General features: G+C 35.9%; 17 protein-coding genes and 2 pseudogenes. 6 read left to right on the forward strand and 13 right to left on the reverse strand.

Features of this window, described 5'->3' with window-relative positions; all coding sequences use genetic code 11:
* Positions 1-6: 6 nt before the first annotated feature.
* Positions 7-324: a YlaH-like family protein gene (locus I7822_RS02555; RefSeq protein WP_066330534.1), complete on the reverse strand. Its 318-nt coding sequence runs from the start codon at positions 322-324 to the stop codon at positions 7-9.
* 365 nt (positions 325-689) lie between these two features.
* Positions 690-2,531 (reverse strand): translational GTPase TypA, encoded by a 1,842-nt coding sequence (gene typA / locus I7822_RS02560; protein WP_207975186.1) that lies wholly within the window; start codon positions 2,529-2,531, stop codon positions 690-692.
* Positions 2,532-2,762: 231 nt separating this feature from the next.
* Here typA and I7822_RS02565 point away from each other — a divergent pair, with 231 nt between their 5' ends.
* On the forward strand, positions 2,763-2,948 hold the full coding sequence (locus I7822_RS02565; protein WP_207975187.1) for a YlaF family protein: 186 nt from the start codon (positions 2,763-2,765) through the stop codon (positions 2,946-2,948).
* A gap of 114 nt (positions 2,949-3,062) precedes the next feature.
* Here the strand turns inward: I7822_RS02565 and I7822_RS02570 are convergent, their stop codons facing one another.
* From I7822_RS02570 to I7822_RS02580, 3 genes are all read right to left on the reverse strand, one after another.
* Positions 3,063-3,527 carry a GNAT family N-acetyltransferase gene (locus I7822_RS02570; protein WP_207975188.1) on the reverse strand — a complete coding sequence of 155 codons (465 nt, stop codon included), beginning with the start codon at positions 3,525-3,527 and terminating at the stop codon, positions 3,063-3,065.
* Entirely contained in the window at positions 3,524-4,315 is a 792-nt protein-coding gene (locus I7822_RS02575) for an inositol monophosphatase family protein (protein ID WP_207975189.1), read from the reverse strand. The genes I7822_RS02570 and I7822_RS02575 overlap by 4 nt, the downstream gene beginning before the upstream one ends.
* Positions 4,316-4,465: 150 nt before the next feature.
* The gene (locus I7822_RS02580) at positions 4,466-4,654 is read right to left on the reverse strand and encodes a YkzI domain-containing protein (protein ID WP_066330558.1); all 189 of its coding nucleotides are present in this window, start codon (positions 4,652-4,654) and stop codon (positions 4,466-4,468) included.
* Between the two features lie 354 nt (positions 4,655-5,008).
* Between I7822_RS02580 and I7822_RS02585 the strand changes: the two genes are divergently transcribed.
* Complete coding sequence (locus tag I7822_RS02585) at positions 5,009-5,626, forward strand: YktB family protein (protein WP_207975190.1); 618 nt, start codon at positions 5,009-5,011, stop codon at positions 5,624-5,626.
* Positions 5,627-5,852: 226 nt separating this feature from the next.
* Here I7822_RS02585 and I7822_RS02590 read toward each other — a convergent pair whose 3' ends face one another.
* Together I7822_RS02590 and I7822_RS02595 are read right to left on the reverse strand one after the other, a co-directional pair.
* Complete coding sequence (locus I7822_RS02590; protein ID WP_207975191.1) at positions 5,853-6,122, reverse strand: UPF0223 family protein; 270 nt, start codon at positions 6,120-6,122, stop codon at positions 5,853-5,855.
* Between the two features lie 51 nt (positions 6,123-6,173).
* Positions 6,174-7,130, reverse strand: coding sequence for an NAD(P)H-dependent flavin oxidoreductase (locus I7822_RS02595; RefSeq protein WP_207975192.1), 957 nt, complete (start codon positions 7,128-7,130; stop codon positions 6,174-6,176).
* Positions 7,131-7,511: 381 nt separating this feature from the next.
* Here I7822_RS02595 and I7822_RS02600 point away from each other — a divergent pair, with 381 nt between their 5' ends.
* On the forward strand, positions 7,512-8,987 hold the full coding sequence (locus I7822_RS02600; RefSeq protein ID WP_207975193.1) for an aminotransferase class I/II-fold pyridoxal phosphate-dependent enzyme: 1,476 nt from the start codon (positions 7,512-7,514) through the stop codon (positions 8,985-8,987).
* A gap of 151 nt (positions 8,988-9,138) precedes the next feature.
* Here I7822_RS02600 and I7822_RS02605 read toward each other — a convergent pair whose 3' ends face one another.
* On the reverse strand, positions 9,139-9,279 hold the full coding sequence (locus I7822_RS02605; protein ID WP_207975194.1) for a GapA-binding peptide SR1P: 141 nt from the start codon (positions 9,277-9,279) through the stop codon (positions 9,139-9,141).
* A 271-nt stretch (positions 9,280-9,550) separates the two neighbouring features.
* Positions 9,551-10,369, reverse strand: coding sequence for a polysaccharide deacetylase family protein (locus I7822_RS02610; RefSeq protein WP_207975195.1), 819 nt, complete (start codon positions 10,367-10,369; stop codon positions 9,551-9,553).
* Between the two features lie 116 nt (positions 10,370-10,485).
* On the opposite strand from I7822_RS02610, the pseudogene I7822_RS30810 reads away from it, so the two are divergent.
* Positions 10,486-10,662: pseudogene (locus tag I7822_RS30810) on the forward strand (hypothetical protein); the annotation flags it as partial.
* Positions 10,663-10,723: 61 nt separating this feature from the next.
* A pseudogene (locus tag I7822_RS02620) lies at positions 10,724-11,537 on the forward strand (BCCT family transporter); the annotation flags it as partial.
* Between the two features lie 277 nt (positions 11,538-11,814).
* Here I7822_RS02620 and I7822_RS02625 read toward each other — a convergent pair.
* Complete coding sequence (locus I7822_RS02625) at positions 11,815-12,057, reverse strand: hypothetical protein (protein ID WP_243459203.1); 243 nt, start codon at positions 12,055-12,057, stop codon at positions 11,815-11,817.
* Between the two features lie 334 nt (positions 12,058-12,391).
* Here I7822_RS02625 and I7822_RS02630 point away from each other — a divergent pair, with 334 nt between their 5' ends.
* Positions 12,392-12,772: a hypothetical protein gene (locus tag I7822_RS02630; RefSeq protein ID WP_207975196.1), complete on the forward strand. Its 381-nt coding sequence runs from the start codon at positions 12,392-12,394 to the stop codon at positions 12,770-12,772.
* Between the two features lie 122 nt (positions 12,773-12,894).
* Here the strand turns inward: I7822_RS02630 and lpdA are convergent, their stop codons facing one another.
* The 3 genes from lpdA to I7822_RS02645 all read right to left on the reverse strand — a co-directional run bounded on the left by lpdA (position 12,895) and on the right by I7822_RS02645 (position 16,702).
* Entirely contained in the window at positions 12,895-14,304 is a 1,410-nt protein-coding gene (lpdA, locus tag I7822_RS02635; protein WP_207975197.1) for a dihydrolipoyl dehydrogenase, read from the reverse strand.
* Between the two features lie 3 nt (positions 14,305-14,307).
* Positions 14,308-15,612, reverse strand: a complete 1,305-nt coding sequence (locus tag I7822_RS02640) for a dihydrolipoamide acetyltransferase family protein (protein ID WP_207975198.1) — start codon at positions 15,610-15,612, stop codon at positions 14,308-14,310.
* 112 nt (positions 15,613-15,724) lie between these two features.
* Positions 15,725-16,702, reverse strand: a complete 978-nt coding sequence (locus I7822_RS02645; RefSeq protein WP_207975199.1) for an alpha-ketoacid dehydrogenase subunit beta — start codon at positions 16,700-16,702, stop codon at positions 15,725-15,727.
* Positions 16,703-16,704: the final 2 nt, after the last annotated feature.

Here is a 16,704-nt window from a genome sequence, read left to right on the forward strand (position 1 = left end):
TTTGTTTTATTTAACTTCTTCTGCTTCTTGTTTCTTTGATTGATATAGTCTTATCTTATAAATAATTAATATAAGCGAAGCAACAACTAATCCTTCTGCTACCGGTAAAAATATCCCTAAAAAGGTTAGAACTGTACAACCCAAAGCTAAAAACAAATAAATAACAGCTGATTTTAAAATAGGTAGTTTTTTTGCAAATCCCAGCTTAAAAACAAGGATGGATAAAAGGAGAATGGTTATATAAAGCATCCACATTCCTACCTTTGGGTATTCGACAACACGATATAAGCTTGGAAAAAACGAAAGCCTTTCTGTTACATCCAATTTTTCTCCTCCTAGCGCAGTACCTTTCTTTTTCCTCAAAATATAATTTTGGAATGTATGGAAAGAGGCTGAATCAAAGAGAATCAGCCTTCTTTTTTATTTTACGGTTCTGTTAAATTTGGTTGTTGATTTCCGCTGCAGTCGTTCGCTTTCCGTGGGCGGTCCATGAGCCTCCCGCAGGAGACTCACGTATATCTCCCAATCAACAAAGTACAAAAATCAACAGTGAGCTTTAACAGAGCCTATTTTAAAAAATATTTTTTAAGTTTATGTTCTTCTCTCATAAATTAAAGGCAAAAATAATGCCTTTATTTTCATGAGTTTTTTATTTCTTTAAACTATACACAAGGTAATTTAGCTGTTTATTAGATCCCAGCTAATTTTTTCTTTTTCGCTGATTTTTCACGCTCGTTTTTGTCAAGAATTTTCTTTCTAAGTCTGATTGATTCTGGTGTTAATTCACAATACTCATCTTCATTCAAGTATTCAAGTGCTTCTTCTAAAGACATGATACGTGGTTTTTTCATCGTGTTCGTTTGATCTTTGTTAGCTGAACGAATATTTGTTTGTTGTTTCATTTTGCAAATATTTACAACTAGATCATTTTCACGAGTATGCTCTCCAACAATCATACCTTCATAAACATCCACACCAGCTTCAACGAAGATAATACCGCGATCTTCAACACCTTGAATGCCATAAGTTGTAGATTTACCATTTTCCATGGAAACAAGTACACCTTGACGACGTCCTCCAACCTGACCTTTTTGCATTGGTTGGTAGCTATCAAAAGTATGATTAATAATACCGAAACCGCGAGTTAAAGACATAAATTCTGTTGAGTAACCTATTAATCCACGTGCAGGTACATTAAAGATTAATCTAACTTGCCCGTTACCATTGTTGATCATATCGATCATTTCACCTTTGCGAGCACCGATTGATTCCATTACTCCGCCAGTATGTTCTTCAGGTACATCGATTTGTACACGTTCAACCGGCTCACATTTTACACCATCAATATCTTTTACAATAACTTCTGGTTTAGATACTTGAAGTTCAAAGCCCTCACGGCGCATGTTTTCAATTAAGATTGAAAGATGAAGCTCCCCACGTCCAGAAACGATCCAAGCATCTGGAGAAGCAGTTGGGTCAACACGTAAGCTTACATCTGTTTGTAATTGAGACATTAATCTCTCTTCTATTTTACGAGAAGTAACAAATTTACCTTCACGTCCTGCAAATGGGCTGTTATTTACAGCAAACGTCATTTGTAATGTTGGTTCATCAATACGAAGGATTGGTAGAGCTTCTTGATGTTCCACAGGACAAACCGTTTCACCAACGTTAATATCTTCCATTCCAGAAACAGCAACAAGATCTCCAGCTTCAGCTTGTTCAATTTCTACACGTCTTAAGCCTTGGAATCCAAATAATTTTGTTACACGGAAGTTCTTTATTGATCCATCTATTTTCATTAATGATACTTGCTGACCTACTTGCATTGTTCCACGGAATACACGTCCGATTCCAATACGTCCAACATAATCATTATAATCAAGTAACGCAACTTGGAATTGAAGTGGTTCTTCTCTGTTATCAATTGGTGCAGGAATATGATTAACAATCGAATCAAATATAGCTACCATGTTTTCCTCTTGATCCGCTGGATCTGGGCTTGTACTTGCAGTTCCATTAATTGCAGAAGCAAATACAACAGGGAACTCCAATTGGTCTTCATTTGCATCTAGCTCAATGAATAAATCCAACACTTCATCAACAACTTCTGATGGACGTGCAAAATCACGGTCTATTTTATTAACAACTACTATAGGTGTTAATTTTTGTTCCAATGCTTTCTTTAATACAAATCGCGTTTGTGGCATACATCCTTCATATGCATCTACAACAAGGAGAACACCATCTACCATTTTCATGATACGTTCTACCTCACCACCGAAATCAGCATGTCCTGGTGTATCCATAATGTTAATACGAGTGTCTTTATAATTAATTGCTGTGTTTTTCGCTAAAATCGTAATTCCACGTTCACGCTCAAGATCATTTGAGTCCATTGCTCGCTCTGCAACTTGTTCGTTTGTACGGAATGTTCCAGATTGGTGCAATAATTGGTCAACCAATGTTGTTTTACCATGGTCAACGTGGGCAATAATAGCTATGTTGCGAATATCGTTTCGTAATTTCACTCTTTCATCTCCTAAAAATGTATATTCAAATAGGCTCTACTAAAAGGTTTTCCATACTTTTAACAAGTAATACAGTATGACTTTTCGCAGTATTCTAATTGTTATCATTATAATTTCAAAATTACCTTCGATATTATACCATAAACAATGTAGAAAAGTGTTAAGATTTTAGTTAAACTAGAGGAAGTATAATAAAATATTTTTCTTTTCGGTTGGGAGAGGTCGTTTTTTATGAGACTTGAGAAATGGATTTTTGTCGTTTTAGCGTTCTTAGCTGTAGCTTGTATGATAGGAATAGGAATTGCTGTAGGAGAGCGGAGTATACTTGGAATTCTATTAGCAATCATTGGATTAAATGCTGTTATGGCATCAGGCTTTATTATGAAAAAAAGAATGCGCGAAAAAGGACTTTTATAAGACAACAACCATTATAAATAGAAAACGAAGGCTTATGCTGAGTAATAATGGCTAAAGCCTTCGTTTTTCTTATCTATAACTATCTTATGAAAGAGAACTACCTGTTTCTAATAATTATAAAGGCTTTACTGCTATCATGAACTCTTTTGATGTGTATTCATCGAACTCGACCTTAAATTGTTCAAATCCACACTTTCCAAGAAATTGAAGCCATTTATCTTGTTGAATTGGACAACCAACGAATAACGCTTTATGTCCTTTTCGACTAAGTTCACTTCCAATCTCAGCTAAGATACTTTTCCCAAAACCTTTCATACGTAAATGTGGGTGAACAAGAATGGTTCCAATCCATGGTTTCTCATTTGCTGGAGACCATTCCATTACATAGCTCACACCTACCGGTTTGTCACCTGATTTCCAAATCCTCCATTCACCATTGAACATTTTGTACGACAATAAATATGTTTGCAAATCTTCTACATTACATTCCTCATTTTGCCATTCGTTGCTTTCAATAATGATTTCTTTAAAAAACTCATAATCATCTTTTTCTAAAGACCTTGAAGAGAGTGAAATCACTTATTTAAGTATTCCGATAATATATAGTTGTGAAGATTTTTTTCTCCGACAAAGAAAGAGTTTTTTGTAAGCAAATCAAGCTTCTCACCCGTAATTGTTGACATGCTGCCTCCTACCTCTTCAATTAATACCAGGCCAGCTGCAAAGTCCCATGGAGCGAGTCTCATTGTCATATATGCATCTAGACGACCTGATGCAACATAGGCACACTCAAGTGCTGCAGAACCATATGAACGTGTCCCACGTACCTTTTTTACAATTGGGATCATTAGATTATGATCAATCCGTGGATTTTCTAATAACCATGTAGCATTAACACTTACGATTGCTTCTTCTATCTTTACCTTGTCAAGCTTTGGTAAGGGGAGGTCATTCATAAATGCTCCTTCACCTTTAAACGCATGATATAATTCATTATGTACAACATCATAAATCAACCCTATATATCCTATACCATCCCCGTATATACCTACTGAAATGGCAAAATTTCGTTGCTGATGAACAAAATTCATTGTTCCATCAATTGGATCAATAATCCACAACACTCCATCCAATGATGTTACTTCATCACCATAGCCTTCTTCCCCTAGAATTCGATGTTCTGGGTAGGTTTCTTGAATTTTACCAATTAAAAATTGTTCAATTTCCTTATCCATATTCGTCACTAAATCGTTAGGATTAGACTTGTATTGTATTGAAAGTGTGGACTCAAAGGAGCTACGAATTTTTTCCCCTGCTTCTTTTACCCACTGTTTTGCCTTTTGATCAATGTCCTTCCAATTCGTCATAAAGTAACCTCATTTCTATGTAAAAAATCACTCGTGCTATGTTAAGGATACTGTATTGAATTAAAGGAAAGCAAGTAAGATCAATCAATTATTGTCGCGCAGATAAAAACGAACCCAACGAGGTTCGTTTGTAGATTTCCTCATCTCCTGCTATGCCTGGAGCTTCATCCACTCTTTTCGTAACTTTTCTAGCTTTAGCTTACATTCTGTTTTTTTCTTTGAGTCTTTATTTTGCATTGCTTCATAAAGGGTGGCTAATTCGTAATCCAATTCAAGCCTTAACACCCCAATACGATTGTTAATGATTTTTTGTCCACTCGTTTTCACAATTTGTTTCATCTTTCTACCGCCCCTTTCTTCTCTTTTTTCATTAAACAAGGTAACCATGAAACGATTTCAAAGATTCATTTAAGGTATTTAATAGTTTTTTTATATAATATGTGAGTCTAAAAAAAGTTGGAACTATCCGAATGAAATTGTGTATTTACCTAGTTTCATGCCCAACTACAGTGATATACTTGCCAGAGTTTTGTTCAAGGCTTACTCTATTCTTATACCACCTTCACTTTATACCGAAACGTTGTTCTTCGTATTTTGAAAGCATATCATTGTGCTTACATGTGCTTATCCGTATATAATATAAGCTCAACATTTAGAATAGGAAATGTAGGAATAATAGGAGGATTTAGATAAATGAATTTTGATGGGTTTACTAGTAAAGATTTTGAAACATTTACTATAGATGGTTTAGAGGAGCGAATGGATGCAATTCGAGGGCGAATCCAGCCTAAATTTCAAGTAATTGGCCAAGCATTAACTGATGATTTATCTTCTGTCTTACAAAATGAAATGTTTTTACATATTGCTAAGCATGCAAGAAGAACGATTAATCCACCAAAGGATACATGGTTAGCGATCGCTGCAAATAAACGCGGCTACAAGCAACACCCCCATTTTCAAGTTGGTTTATTTGATGATCATCTCTTTATCTGGCTTGCCTTTATTTACGAATTACCTAATAAAGAAAACATAGCGTTAAATTTCTTGAACAATATGGATATTATTAAAAATACAATCCCAGATGATTTCTATGTGTCATTAGATCATACAAAAAAAGATGCTATGCCATTCAATGTTATTGACTTAAAAAGTTCTCTTGAGCGGTTCAGAGACGTGAAGAAAGCTGAATTTCTTATCGGTCGTCACATAAATGTAGAAAACCCAATTTTGAATGATGGTGATAAATTGATTAAAGTTATTCGTGAGACCTTTCAAACACTTATCCCTTTGTATAAACTGTCAGTTGAATAACAAAAGCTCAGGGCGCCTTGAACAGCCCCGATAAGCATAAGCCACTTATAAATTGAAGGTATTTCACCTTCAATTTATAAGTGGCTGTAGATCCAAGAGGGGCTAGGGGCTAGGCGCTTGGATGCCTAGCGCTTATCCACAGTACAAGAATTTTATAATTTCCTAGACAACAATAAAAAAATGTCCAGACTCTATGAGCCTGGACATTTCATATTGATAATATTAGCTACATCTTTACAATATGAAGTTCTTCAGATGTCTTTGCTTTTTTAATAACTCGATAGGTTGAATATCCACTTACTTCTTCAAATTCATTACCAATCGTTTTTTCTTCCGCTTTACTCGGAACAATCTCTTTAAACCTACGGTATGCATTCATTAATTGTATACGATCAATCCCTTTTTCATATGCTTTCTCAATACACTCGAAAAATTTAATCACATCAACGGTTTCTTCTGTACTCCAGTCCAAGGAGATCGGATATTGATAATCCATGATGTTACATTCCTCACTCTCTTTTATAGAAGCAGCCTACACATTAACTACCTATATCCATTGTCTGCGAATAGTCTCAGCTTCTAAGATCATTTTCTCTATTAGGTCTTTTACAGATGGTACATCAGAGATAAGTCCCATTACTTGACCTGCCCATGCAAAACCTTCATCTATTTTACCATCATAAATATATCTTTTGTTAGCAACACCACTAATATAATCCTTAAGTTCCTCATAACCACCTGAATCTTTTTCTATCTCAAGAATTTGATCTGTCCATTTATTCGCAATCGCCCTTCCTGGAGCACCTAATGATTTTTTGATGACGACCGTATCATTTTCATCACATTCTACTATTGTTTGCTTATAGACTTGGTGTGCATGTACACATTCTTTCGTTGCAATAAATCGTGTACCCATTTCGATTCCTTCAGCACCAAGACTAAGTGCTGCCATTAAACCTCGTCCATCACCAATACCACCAGATGCTATGACAGGTATAGATACAGCATCAACAACTTGAGGAATTAACACCATCGTCCCGACATCGCTTCTTCCTAAATGACCCCCACCTTCCTGACCAACAACCATAACAGCATCTGCACCTAGCTCTTCAGCCTTTACCGCTTGTCGCTTTGCAGCAACTAAGACAAGTTTCTTTACATCCACACCTTCTAACATGTCAAAAATAGGTGCAGGATTGCCACCTGTCATTGAGATGACTGGAACCTTTTCTTCAATAGCTACCTCAACAAACTCTTCATATCCCCGTCCATGTTGACCAATTGCAAAGTTTACACCGAATGGCTTTGAGGTTTTTTCTCGGAGTTTTTTTATTTCTGCTCTTAATGCATCTGGCGTTCCTAACGACATTGCCGTTATTTGACCTAAACCTCCTGCATTTGAGACAGCAGCTGCTAATTCAGAATAGGCTAAATAAGCCAAACCACCTTGTACAATTGGATATTGGGTATTTAAAATATCTGTTACTCTTGAATTCCAATTCATCTCTTAAACCTCCTCTAACTATACTTTTCTATTCTAGACGAATAAAGAAAATCCTTCATGAATGATTGTTTAGGGGTTGTGAAGACTAACTAATAGCATTGCTAATAAAGCAAAGTTAAGCATCATTTTTATTGACTGTCATTATTGATAAAGGTATAATTCATTTGTTTTTATAAATATACAGATTTCGACATGATCCGTCTGACGGTAAAATTGATTTTTTATACAAAACACAAAAATAAGGCAACGGTATTTTTCATACAATTATGAGAGACTAGTCTTTACTTTATGTCTTATCCCGTTTCCTTTTACTTCATATTTTCTCTGAAGACAACATGTAGGATATATCAATTATTAATGAAAAAAGAAGGTGGAAAAACGTTGTCACAAAAAGAAACACCGTTGTTCACAGGTTTAATTGAACATGCAAAAAAAAATCCAATTCAATTCCATATTCCTGGTCATAAGAAAGGTGCGGGAATTGATCCTGAATTTAGAAGCTTTATCGGTGATAATGCTTTATCAATTGATTTAATTAATATCGGTCCATTAGATGACCTTCATGCGCCTAAAGGGATGATTAAGAAGGCTCAAGATCTTGCTGCAGAGGCATTTGGCGCAGATTATACATTTTTTTCTGTACAAGGTACAAGCGGAGCGATAATGACGATGGTTATGGCTGTTTGCGGACCAGGAGATAAAATTATTGTACCTCGTAATGTTCATAAATCAGTTATGACCGCGATCGTTTTTTCAGGAGCAATCCCGATTTTTATACATCCTGAAATCGATAAGAACTTAGGCATCTCACATGGGATTACGAATGATGCGGTAGAAAAGGCTCTTGAACAGCATCCCGATGCTAAAGGTGTACTTGTTATTAATCCAACTTATTTCGGAATTTCTGCTGATCTAAAAAGAATTGTTGAAATCGCTCATTCCTACGATGTTCCAGTATTGGTAGATGAAGCACATGGTGTCCATATTCATTTCCATGAAGATTTGCCTTTAAGCGCAATGCAGGCTGGTGCAGATATGGCTGCAACAAGTGTCCATAAGCTTGGCGGATCGATGACACAAAGTTCTGTGTTAAATGTTAGAGGGAGTTTAGTATCGCCTCAGCGTGTACAATCGATATTGAGTATGATGACAACAACATCTACTTCTTATTTATTATTAGCATCACTTGACGTTGCAAGGAAGCGTTTAGCTACCGAGGGGCGTGAATTAATCGATAAAACAATTGAGTTAGCTAATTATACGCGTGATAAAATTAATGCAATCGATAATATTTATTGTATCGGCAAAGAGATTTTAGGAACAAAAGCAACCTTTGATTATGACCCAACAAAATTAATTATTCCAGTTCATGAACTAGGTTTAACAGGATATGACGTCGAAAAATGGCTGCGTGAAAAGTATCAAATCGAAGTGGAATTATCTGACTTATATAATATTTTATGTATTATAACTCCTGGTGATACGAAGAATGATGTAGATACCCTCATTAAAGCCCTTCAGGAGCTCTCTAATGAGTTCCAATTAAAAAAGGATGATCTAGATGTTAAGGCTCGTATTTTACTGCCTGATATACCTGTATTAGCTCTAACACCAAGAGATGCATTTTACGCTGAGACTGAAATCGTCCCCTTTAACGAATCTGCAGGTAGAATCATCGCTGAATTTATAATGGTCTACCCGCCAGGAATCCCAATCTTTATTCCTGGTGAGATTGTAACTGAAGATAATTTAGCATATGTTACTAAAAATCTAGAAGTAGGATTACCAGTACAAGGACCTGAAGATCCAACTTTAAATACAATTCGAGTGATCAAAGAACACCGTGCTATTCGATAAATTTGTTCCTGTGAAGTTCATTGGGCGCTAGAACTGGTTGTCCAAGTATCATCCACCAGTACAAGAATTTTATAATTTTGTAATAAAAATAAAGCACGCAACAAAATTGTTGCGTGCTTTATTACCCCTTATAACCTTTATCTATAACCCCTTATTTGACCTCGACAACATTTATTTTCTGATCTTCTTTGCAGCAATTATGATGATTGCATTTACCGTATAATGTTGTCACTTTTTCTACCTCAATATGACCGATTGTAGAGTTGCAGTTTTGACAAACGATTGTTCCCATCTCCATACCCCTTTTCAATCATGATTTTATCACTCTCAAAGTCTCTCAATCTTTGAAAGCGTTTAACCTTTGTTATCATTATAATAATATGTCACAATTGATCCGTCAAGTGTTAATTTGTATAACACATTTATTTTTTTTAGAGGAATAAGCATCCTTTAACAGAAAAAATCAATACATACCATAGAGATAAAAGTGAATGTAATACCAAATACACTTTCCAGTACAGATTTAGAGAATTTACATCATATATACAACCTTTTTAAACAATTCACTTTATCGTAGCAGGATCAACCATTTTATACCCTTTTTCCATTAACCCATTAACAATCCCTTCTAAAGCCGCATTTGTCCATGCTCTATCGTGCATAAGAAGGTTTGCTCCATTTGTTAATAGCGAAGTATTCACCATTATCTCAACTAAGGCATCTTCTTTCATATAGTCTTTTTCCCAGTCATACCCATAAGTCCAATTCATTAAGAGCATACCTTCATTTGCTATTAACTTTTTACTATAGTCTGTATTGCTACCGAATGGAGCACGAAAAAATCTTGGTTTTTCTCCAATAATTTTCTCGATTTGTGAGTTTAACTCCATGATTTCTTCATATTGCTGTTCTTCGGTTAACTCTTTCAAATTACGATGGGTCATTGTATGATTACCAATTTGAAAACCAAGATCATAGATTTCTTTTAACATTTTCTTTTTTTCATCTGTTTGAATAAAATGTCCATTTACAAAAAAAATTGCATTAACATTTAATTTCTTTAATGTTTTAGCCATTTCTAATGAATATTTATCAGGTGCATCATCGATGGTAAGTAAAACAACCCTTTCCTCAGTATCCTCATTTAATGGATTGACAGTCCACTTCACATCATTTAGTTCGTATAATGTTTCCAATTCGACAGGATTTGCCACATCTACTACTACTTCATCAACTGATTCTACTTCATCCTCTATTTTGTCAGTAACATTGTCTACCTTTATTTCATTTTTAGAATCTTTGTTTTCCTTTTCATTAGTACATCCTGCAAGAAGTAGTAAAACTGGAAGTAGTAAAGTTACTAGTTTTCGTTTTTTCAACATACCTTTCCTCCATATAATTTTATTAATTAAGAATAGATTAAGTTTAATTGAATCACTATATACCTATGTGATGTTACACTAAAAAACGTGTTTTTTACATAAGTACTAAAGGAGGAGTGTTATTCATTTATGAAGAAGTTCGCCCCTGTATTTATAATATCAGTAATTGTAACCTCACTATTTATCATTGGGGATTAATTCTTAAAAGGGTTTTACCTAATGGAAACATTAGTGACGTTACATCAGCAATACAAGGATTTATTATTGAAAAGTTCAGTTGGTTCTATCTTTTAACTGCAACTTCTTTCCTCATTTTTGCTATCGGCTTAATTTTTTCAAAATATGGTAATGTTATTAATTATTTTCTTAATTGTGACTGTATATTTATGCTTTCAGCACAAACTGGTCTTGATAAGGGAATTAAATATTTGAGTAACCTTAACGTGATACTAGCTATTTCCTTAATGTTATTTTTACTTTTTGCTGGTCCTACAAACTTTATTATGTATCTTTTTACAACATAATTAGGTAGTTATCTTCAAAACCTTCCTTCAATGAGTTTTAAAATGACACCCTTTCAAAGGGATAATACATGAGTTCAAGACTGGACAATCTTTTACTGGTCTTGGTGGATTTCTTGGGCACCATTTGTTGGCACATTTATTGCACGCATTTCAAGAGGACGTACGATCCGTGAGTTTATAATCGGAGTGTTAGCTGTTCCCACTGTCTTTGGAGCACTTTGGTTTTCGGTGTTTGGAGGCTCTGCTATTTATTTAGATTATCTACAAAATATATCTATCACTAAGAACGTGAATGAACAAGGGCAAGAGGTTGCATTGTTTGCAGTCCTCGACCATTTTCCACTAGGTACTGCAATGTCTATTATTGCTATTTTCTTAATTAGCTGCTTTTTCATTACTTCTGCAGATTCTGCAACATTTGTCCTTGGCATGCAGACAACAAATGGAATGCTTAATCCACCAAAAAAATTATTTTTATTTGGGGTAAATCCAATCTGCATCAGCAGCCATTCTGTTAGCAGCTGGTGGTCTTGAAGCACTCCAAACAAGCCGTAACTGCCGCTCTACCGTTTGCAGTCATAATGATATTAATGGTTTTTTCATTGATAAAATCATTACAACAGGAAAAGAAGCTTACAAAATAATTACCCGAGTACCTAAATGGTACTCTTTTTTATTTAGGCTGTTTTCTAAGAGATTGTTGCTTTTAAAATAAAAACTAATTCAGGTTGATTGGAACGGATTGCGAGACTCCTGCTTAGAGCAGTGGGACAGTTGAGACTCATGCAGGCGTTTATGCCGAGGAGGCTCACCGCCCGCCCCGCGGAAAGGGAGCACCTCTCGATGCAATCAACCACACCGCATTACTTGGTAAATAGCAACAAAGTATGGCGAGTCAGCCTTTATTTAAGATCCAAATCACTAATATAAAAAAACAAAGTTGAATAGTTGTTGCCCAAGCATAAAAAAGATAAGGCTTACAATAGAAATAAACATTGCTCCCTTTCTTGTTTTGAGCAAGATAAAAGCAACCAAATAGGCCAAATAGAAAAATACTAAAAGCAATATTGCTTTTGCAATCATACTATCCTTCTTTGAAAGCCATCCTACAACACTATAACCACTCCACAGAATAAGATGATAACAATAAACGGTTAATTTCATACCACCTTCTCCCCCTCATCTATACCTATATAAAGCTTATGCGTAAAATATAGAAATCTTCCATCTATTAAGTGTCTTTCATTAATTAGAACTGTAGATTACAGCCAATTACCTACCAGGTTTGAGCAATGCACCTCGCAACCTTGCTAGTAAATGTAGGATAAACGATTTATTTTTCAATTATGTAACAAATAGATGACAATAGGAAGAATCTTCAATAATTATGATAAAATAGGTGTAATTTAACAGAGATTATACTTTATTAGCTATAAAGTTCCTTTATATACATACGAAATTAGACCTATTCGATACTAAATAAAAGAGGTGGGCAAGGATGACAAGATCAATACTCATTGCCTTCATCATTCCAGTTATTATTCTTTCTTCATGTGAAAATGTTCTTTTTTCACAAGGTACTACCGATGAAGAATTAACAAGAGAAAAGCAGCTGTTATTTTTTTCTGATGATGATAATATTGATCGTGAAGCAGTCTACTATGATGCATTACTTGATATAAAAAAGAAGTTTCCTGAAGAAATTGAAAACATGAAAGTTTTTTCTGAGCATAGCGATAGTGGTCATTATGAAGTAGAGGTAGACATTTACCCATCGCTTCTAGTTATTGATAAAGATGGAGTTGTTGTTCACATAGAAGGAGCTGTTTTAACAAAGGAAGAAATAATGGAGCCAATTGCTAATGCACTTTCACAATGACATTTCGAACATGCCTTCGTTTCCCCTTAATGAAACCCCTTTTCTTCCACGAAAAGGGGTTTCATTTAAAAAAAAATAAGAGGTGATCTCATTAAGAGTCACCTCTTATAACTAAAATATGATTACTTTACAATATGAATTGGACTACCAATCGCTACTTCTGCAGCTTCCATTGTGATCTCACCTAGAGTTGGGTGAGCATGGATCGTCATTGCAATATCCTCAGCTGTCATTCCAGCTTCAATCGCTAAACTTAATTCAGAAACCATATCTGAAGCACTTGGTCCAGCAATTTGTGCACCAATTACTAATCCATCCTCTTTACGAGTTACAAGCTTTAAGAAGCCATCCGTGTCATTTAGTGATAAAGCACGACCATTTGCAGCAAATGGGAACTTAGCAGCGATTATCTCAATGCCATCTTCTTTAGCTCCTGCTTCTGTATAACCAACAGTTGCAAGCTCAGGCTCAGAGAATACAACAGCTGGAATACCTAAATAATCGATTTCAGCTTTTTCTCCAGCAATTGCCTCTGCAGCAATTTTTCCTTCATAAGAAGCTTTATGTGCTAATTGGGGACCTTCAACAATATCACCGATCGCATAAATGTTTGAAATATTTGTGCGACATTGCTTGTCAATTTTGATGATACCTCTATCAGTCATTTCAACACCAACTTGCTCTATACCAAGCTCATCTGTGTTTGGACGACGTCCAACAGAAACTAACAAGTAATCAGCTTCAATTGTTTTCTCTTCACCTTTTACTTCAAATGTTACTTTTACGCCTGTTTCACTTTCTTCAACACTTTTTGCTGAAGCTTTAGTGTGAATTTCAACACCTTTTTTCTTAAGACCACGTTTAACCAATGCAGTCATTTGCTTTTCAAAACCTACTAAAATGTCCTCAGCTGCTTCAATGAAAGTCACTTCAGTACCGAAATTAGCATAAACAGAACCAAGCTCAATTCCGATTACTCCGCCGCCAATTACAACAAGCTTTTTAGGAATTTCTTGAAGATTTAATGCACCAGTTGAATCAATTACACGATTAGAGTATTTGAATACTGGAATTTCAACTGGACGTGAACCAGTTGCGATAATCGCATTTTTAAACTTATACGTTTGTGAAGATGTTTCATCCATTACTTTTACCGTTTCGTTATCAACAAAATATGCTTCACCATAAACGACGTCAACTTTATTACCTTTAAGTAATCCAGCTACACCGCCAGTTAGCTTTTTCACAACACCTTGTTTAAACTCTTGAACTTTTGAGAAATCAACTGTTACGTTTTCAGCTTTGATACCCATATCTTCAGAGTGCTTAGCTGTTTCATAACGGTGACCTGCAGAAATTAATGCTTTAGAAGGAATACAGCCTACGTTTAAGCAAACTCCTCCTAATGTACCTTTTTCAACTACTGTTACCTTTTGTCCTAATTGAGCAGCGCGGATTGCTGCAACGTATCCGCCTGGGCCTGCTCCGATGACAAGAGTATCTGTTTCAATTGGGAAATCTCCAACTACCATCGATTACGCCTCCATTAAAATTAATTGTGGATCATTAAGTAAACGCTTGATGTGGTTAAGAGCATTTTGCGCAGTAGCACCATCGATCATTCTGTGGTCAAAGCTTAATGATAAAGCTAGAACCGGAGCTACTACAATCTCTCCATCACGAACTACAGGTTTTTCTGCAATACGTCCAATACCTAAAATTGCAACCTCTGGGTGGTTGATTACTGGAGTGAACCATTGACCACCAGCAGATCCAATGTTTGAAATCGTGCAAGATGCACCTTTCATTTCATTTGGAGCAAGCTTACCATCACGCGCTTTAGTAGCAAGTCCATTAATTTCATTTGAAATTTCAAAAACAGACTTACGTTCAGCATTCTTAACAACAGGTACAAGCAGACCTTTTTCAGTGTCAGCAGCAATACCGATATTATAGTAATGCTTTTGAACAACTTCTTCTGTTTTATCATCAAGTGAAGTATTCAGAACAGGATACTTTTTAAGTGCAGAAGTAAGAGCTTTCACTACGTACGGTAAATATGTTAACTTAATACCTTGCTCCGCTGCAACATTTTTGAATTGTTTTCTGTGAGCAACTAAGTTTGTTACATCAATTTCATCCATTAATGTAACGTGTGGTGCTGTATGTTTTGAGTTAACCATTGCTTTTGCAATTGCTTTACGAATTGGGCTCATTTTCTCACGAGTTTCTGGTAATTCACCTTCAGGAATCGCAATAGCCGCTGGTTTCGCTTGTTTTTCTTCTTTAGTTGCAGGTGCTTCTTCAACTGCAGCTGGAGTAGCTGCTACACCGCCACCTTGAACGAATGTATCAACATCTTCTTTTAACACACGACCGTTTTTACCGCTGCCAGATACTTGACGAATATCAATATCTTTTTCACGAGCATATTTACGTACAGAAGGCATTGCGATCACACGTTTAGACGGATCTATTTCAACTTCCTCTTTTTTCACGTCTTGACCAGCTTCAGCAGTTGCTTGAACCTGTGCTTCTGTTTTTTCTTCTTTTTTAGGCTCTTCATCACCGTGATCACCTTTAAATTTCAAGTCCTCATAGCCTGGTGCATCGAACGTAATGATTGTTTGTCCAACAGTTGCTACCGTACCTTCCTCAACGTTTACCTCAGTAACCGTACCTTTAACAGGTGATGGAATTTCAACTACTGCTTTATCATTTTGTACTTCTGCTAGAACATCATCTTCTTCTACCTTGTCACCTGGTTTAACAAACCATTTAACAATTTCACCTTCATGGATACCTTCACCGATATCAGGCAGTTTAAATTCGAATGCCAAATCATTCTACCTCCTTATGGATTAAAAAAATAATTAAAAAACTTAGCTCGCCGCCTAATTCATATGGCGAGAGCCGAAGGTTTTCTCACGCTATCATCAAGTATCTTTATTCTTAGAAATTCACTACTTTTTTAGCAGTTTCAATAATATCTTTGTAAATTGGTAACCAAACATTTTCAGCTTCAGTAAACGCATAAACAGTGTCAGGAGCTGTAACGCGAAGTACTGGTGCTTCTAAGCTTAAAATTGCACGCTCAGTAATTTCAGCAACAACGTTTGCCGCTATACCCGCTTGTTTTTGTGCCTCTTGGACAACAACTACACGGCCTGTTTTCTCAACTGAGGCAATAATAGTTTCTATATCTAATGGGCTAATTGTACGAAGGTCAACAACTTCTACAGATACCCCTTCTTTTTCTAATTCTTCAGCTGCTTTTAGTGATTCATGAACCATTGCACCATAAGTGATGATTGATAGGTCAGTTCCTTCACGTTTTACATCTGCTTTACCAATTTCAATCGTGTACTCTTCTTCAGGTACTTCTTGACGGAATGAGCGGTATAATTTCATATGCTCTAAGAAGACAACTGGATCATTATCACGAATAGCAGAAATTAAAAGTCCTTTTGCATCATAAGGTGTTGAAGGAATAACCACTTTTAACCCTGGTTGTTGTGCAACTAGACCTTCTAAGCTATCAGCGTGAAGTTCCGGCGTATGTACGAATCCACCAAATGGAGAACGAATTGTTACTGGTGCTGTCCAATGTCCACCAGAACGATAGCGCATACGAGCTAATTGACCACTTAATGAATCCATTACTTCGTAAACGAAACCGAAGAATTGAATCTCCATAACTGGACGGAATCCAGTTAAACTAAAACCAACTGTAAGACCACCAATACCAGACTCTGCAAGAGGAGTATCAAATACGCGATCTTCGCCAAATTCTTTTTGAAGTCCTTCCGTTGCACGGAATACGCCACCGTTTACGCCAACGTCTTCTCCGTATACGAGGACGTTTTCATCATTTTTTAATTCTGTGCGTAATGCATCAGTGATGGCTTGTATCATTGTCATTTGTGCCATGG

The sequence above is a fragment of the Metabacillus bambusae genome, assembly GCF_017497975.1.
Taxonomy (GTDB): domain Bacteria; phylum Bacillota; class Bacilli; order Bacillales; family Bacillaceae; genus Metabacillus; species Metabacillus bambusae.

Bases quoted from the DNA above. Each gene is read 5' to 3' on its own strand.
- I7822_RS02565 (WP_207975187.1), top strand. From the start codon at position 2,763: ATGAGACTTGAGAAATGGATTTTTGTCGTTTTAGCGTTCTTAGCTGTA.
- I7822_RS02575 (WP_207975189.1), bottom strand. From the start codon at position 4,315: ATGACGAATTGGAAGGACATTGATCAAAAGGCAAAACAGTGGGTAAAA.
- I7822_RS02580 (WP_066330558.1), bottom strand. From the start codon at position 4,654: ATGAAACAAATTGTGAAAACGAGTGGACAAAAAATCATTAACAATCGT.
- I7822_RS02585 (WP_207975190.1), top strand. From the start codon at position 5,009: ATGAATTTTGATGGGTTTACTAGTAAAGATTTTGAAACATTTACTATA.
- I7822_RS02590 (WP_207975191.1), bottom strand. From the start codon at position 6,122: ATGGATTATCAATATCCGATCTCCTTGGACTGGAGTACAGAAGAAACC.
- I7822_RS02595 (WP_207975192.1), bottom strand. From the start codon at position 7,130: ATGAATTGGAATTCAAGAGTAACAGATATTTTAAATACCCAATATCCA.
- I7822_RS02605 (WP_207975194.1), bottom strand. From the start codon at position 9,279: ATGGGAACAATCGTTTGTCAAAACTGCAACTCTACAATCGGTCATATT.
- I7822_RS02610 (WP_207975195.1), bottom strand. From the start codon at position 10,369: ATGTTGAAAAAACGAAAACTAGTAACTTTACTACTTCCAGTTTTACTA.
- I7822_RS02625 (WP_243459203.1), bottom strand. From the start codon at position 12,057: ATGAAATTAACCGTTTATTGTTATCATCTTATTCTGTGGAGTGGTTAT.
- I7822_RS02630 (WP_207975196.1), top strand. From the start codon at position 12,392: ATGACAAGATCAATACTCATTGCCTTCATCATTCCAGTTATTATTCTT.
- lpdA (WP_207975197.1), bottom strand. From the start codon at position 14,304: ATGGTAGTTGGAGATTTCCCAATTGAAACAGATACTCTTGTCATCGGA.
- I7822_RS02645 (WP_207975199.1), bottom strand. From the start codon at position 16,702: ATGGCACAAATGACAATGATACAAGCCATCACTGATGCATTACGCACA.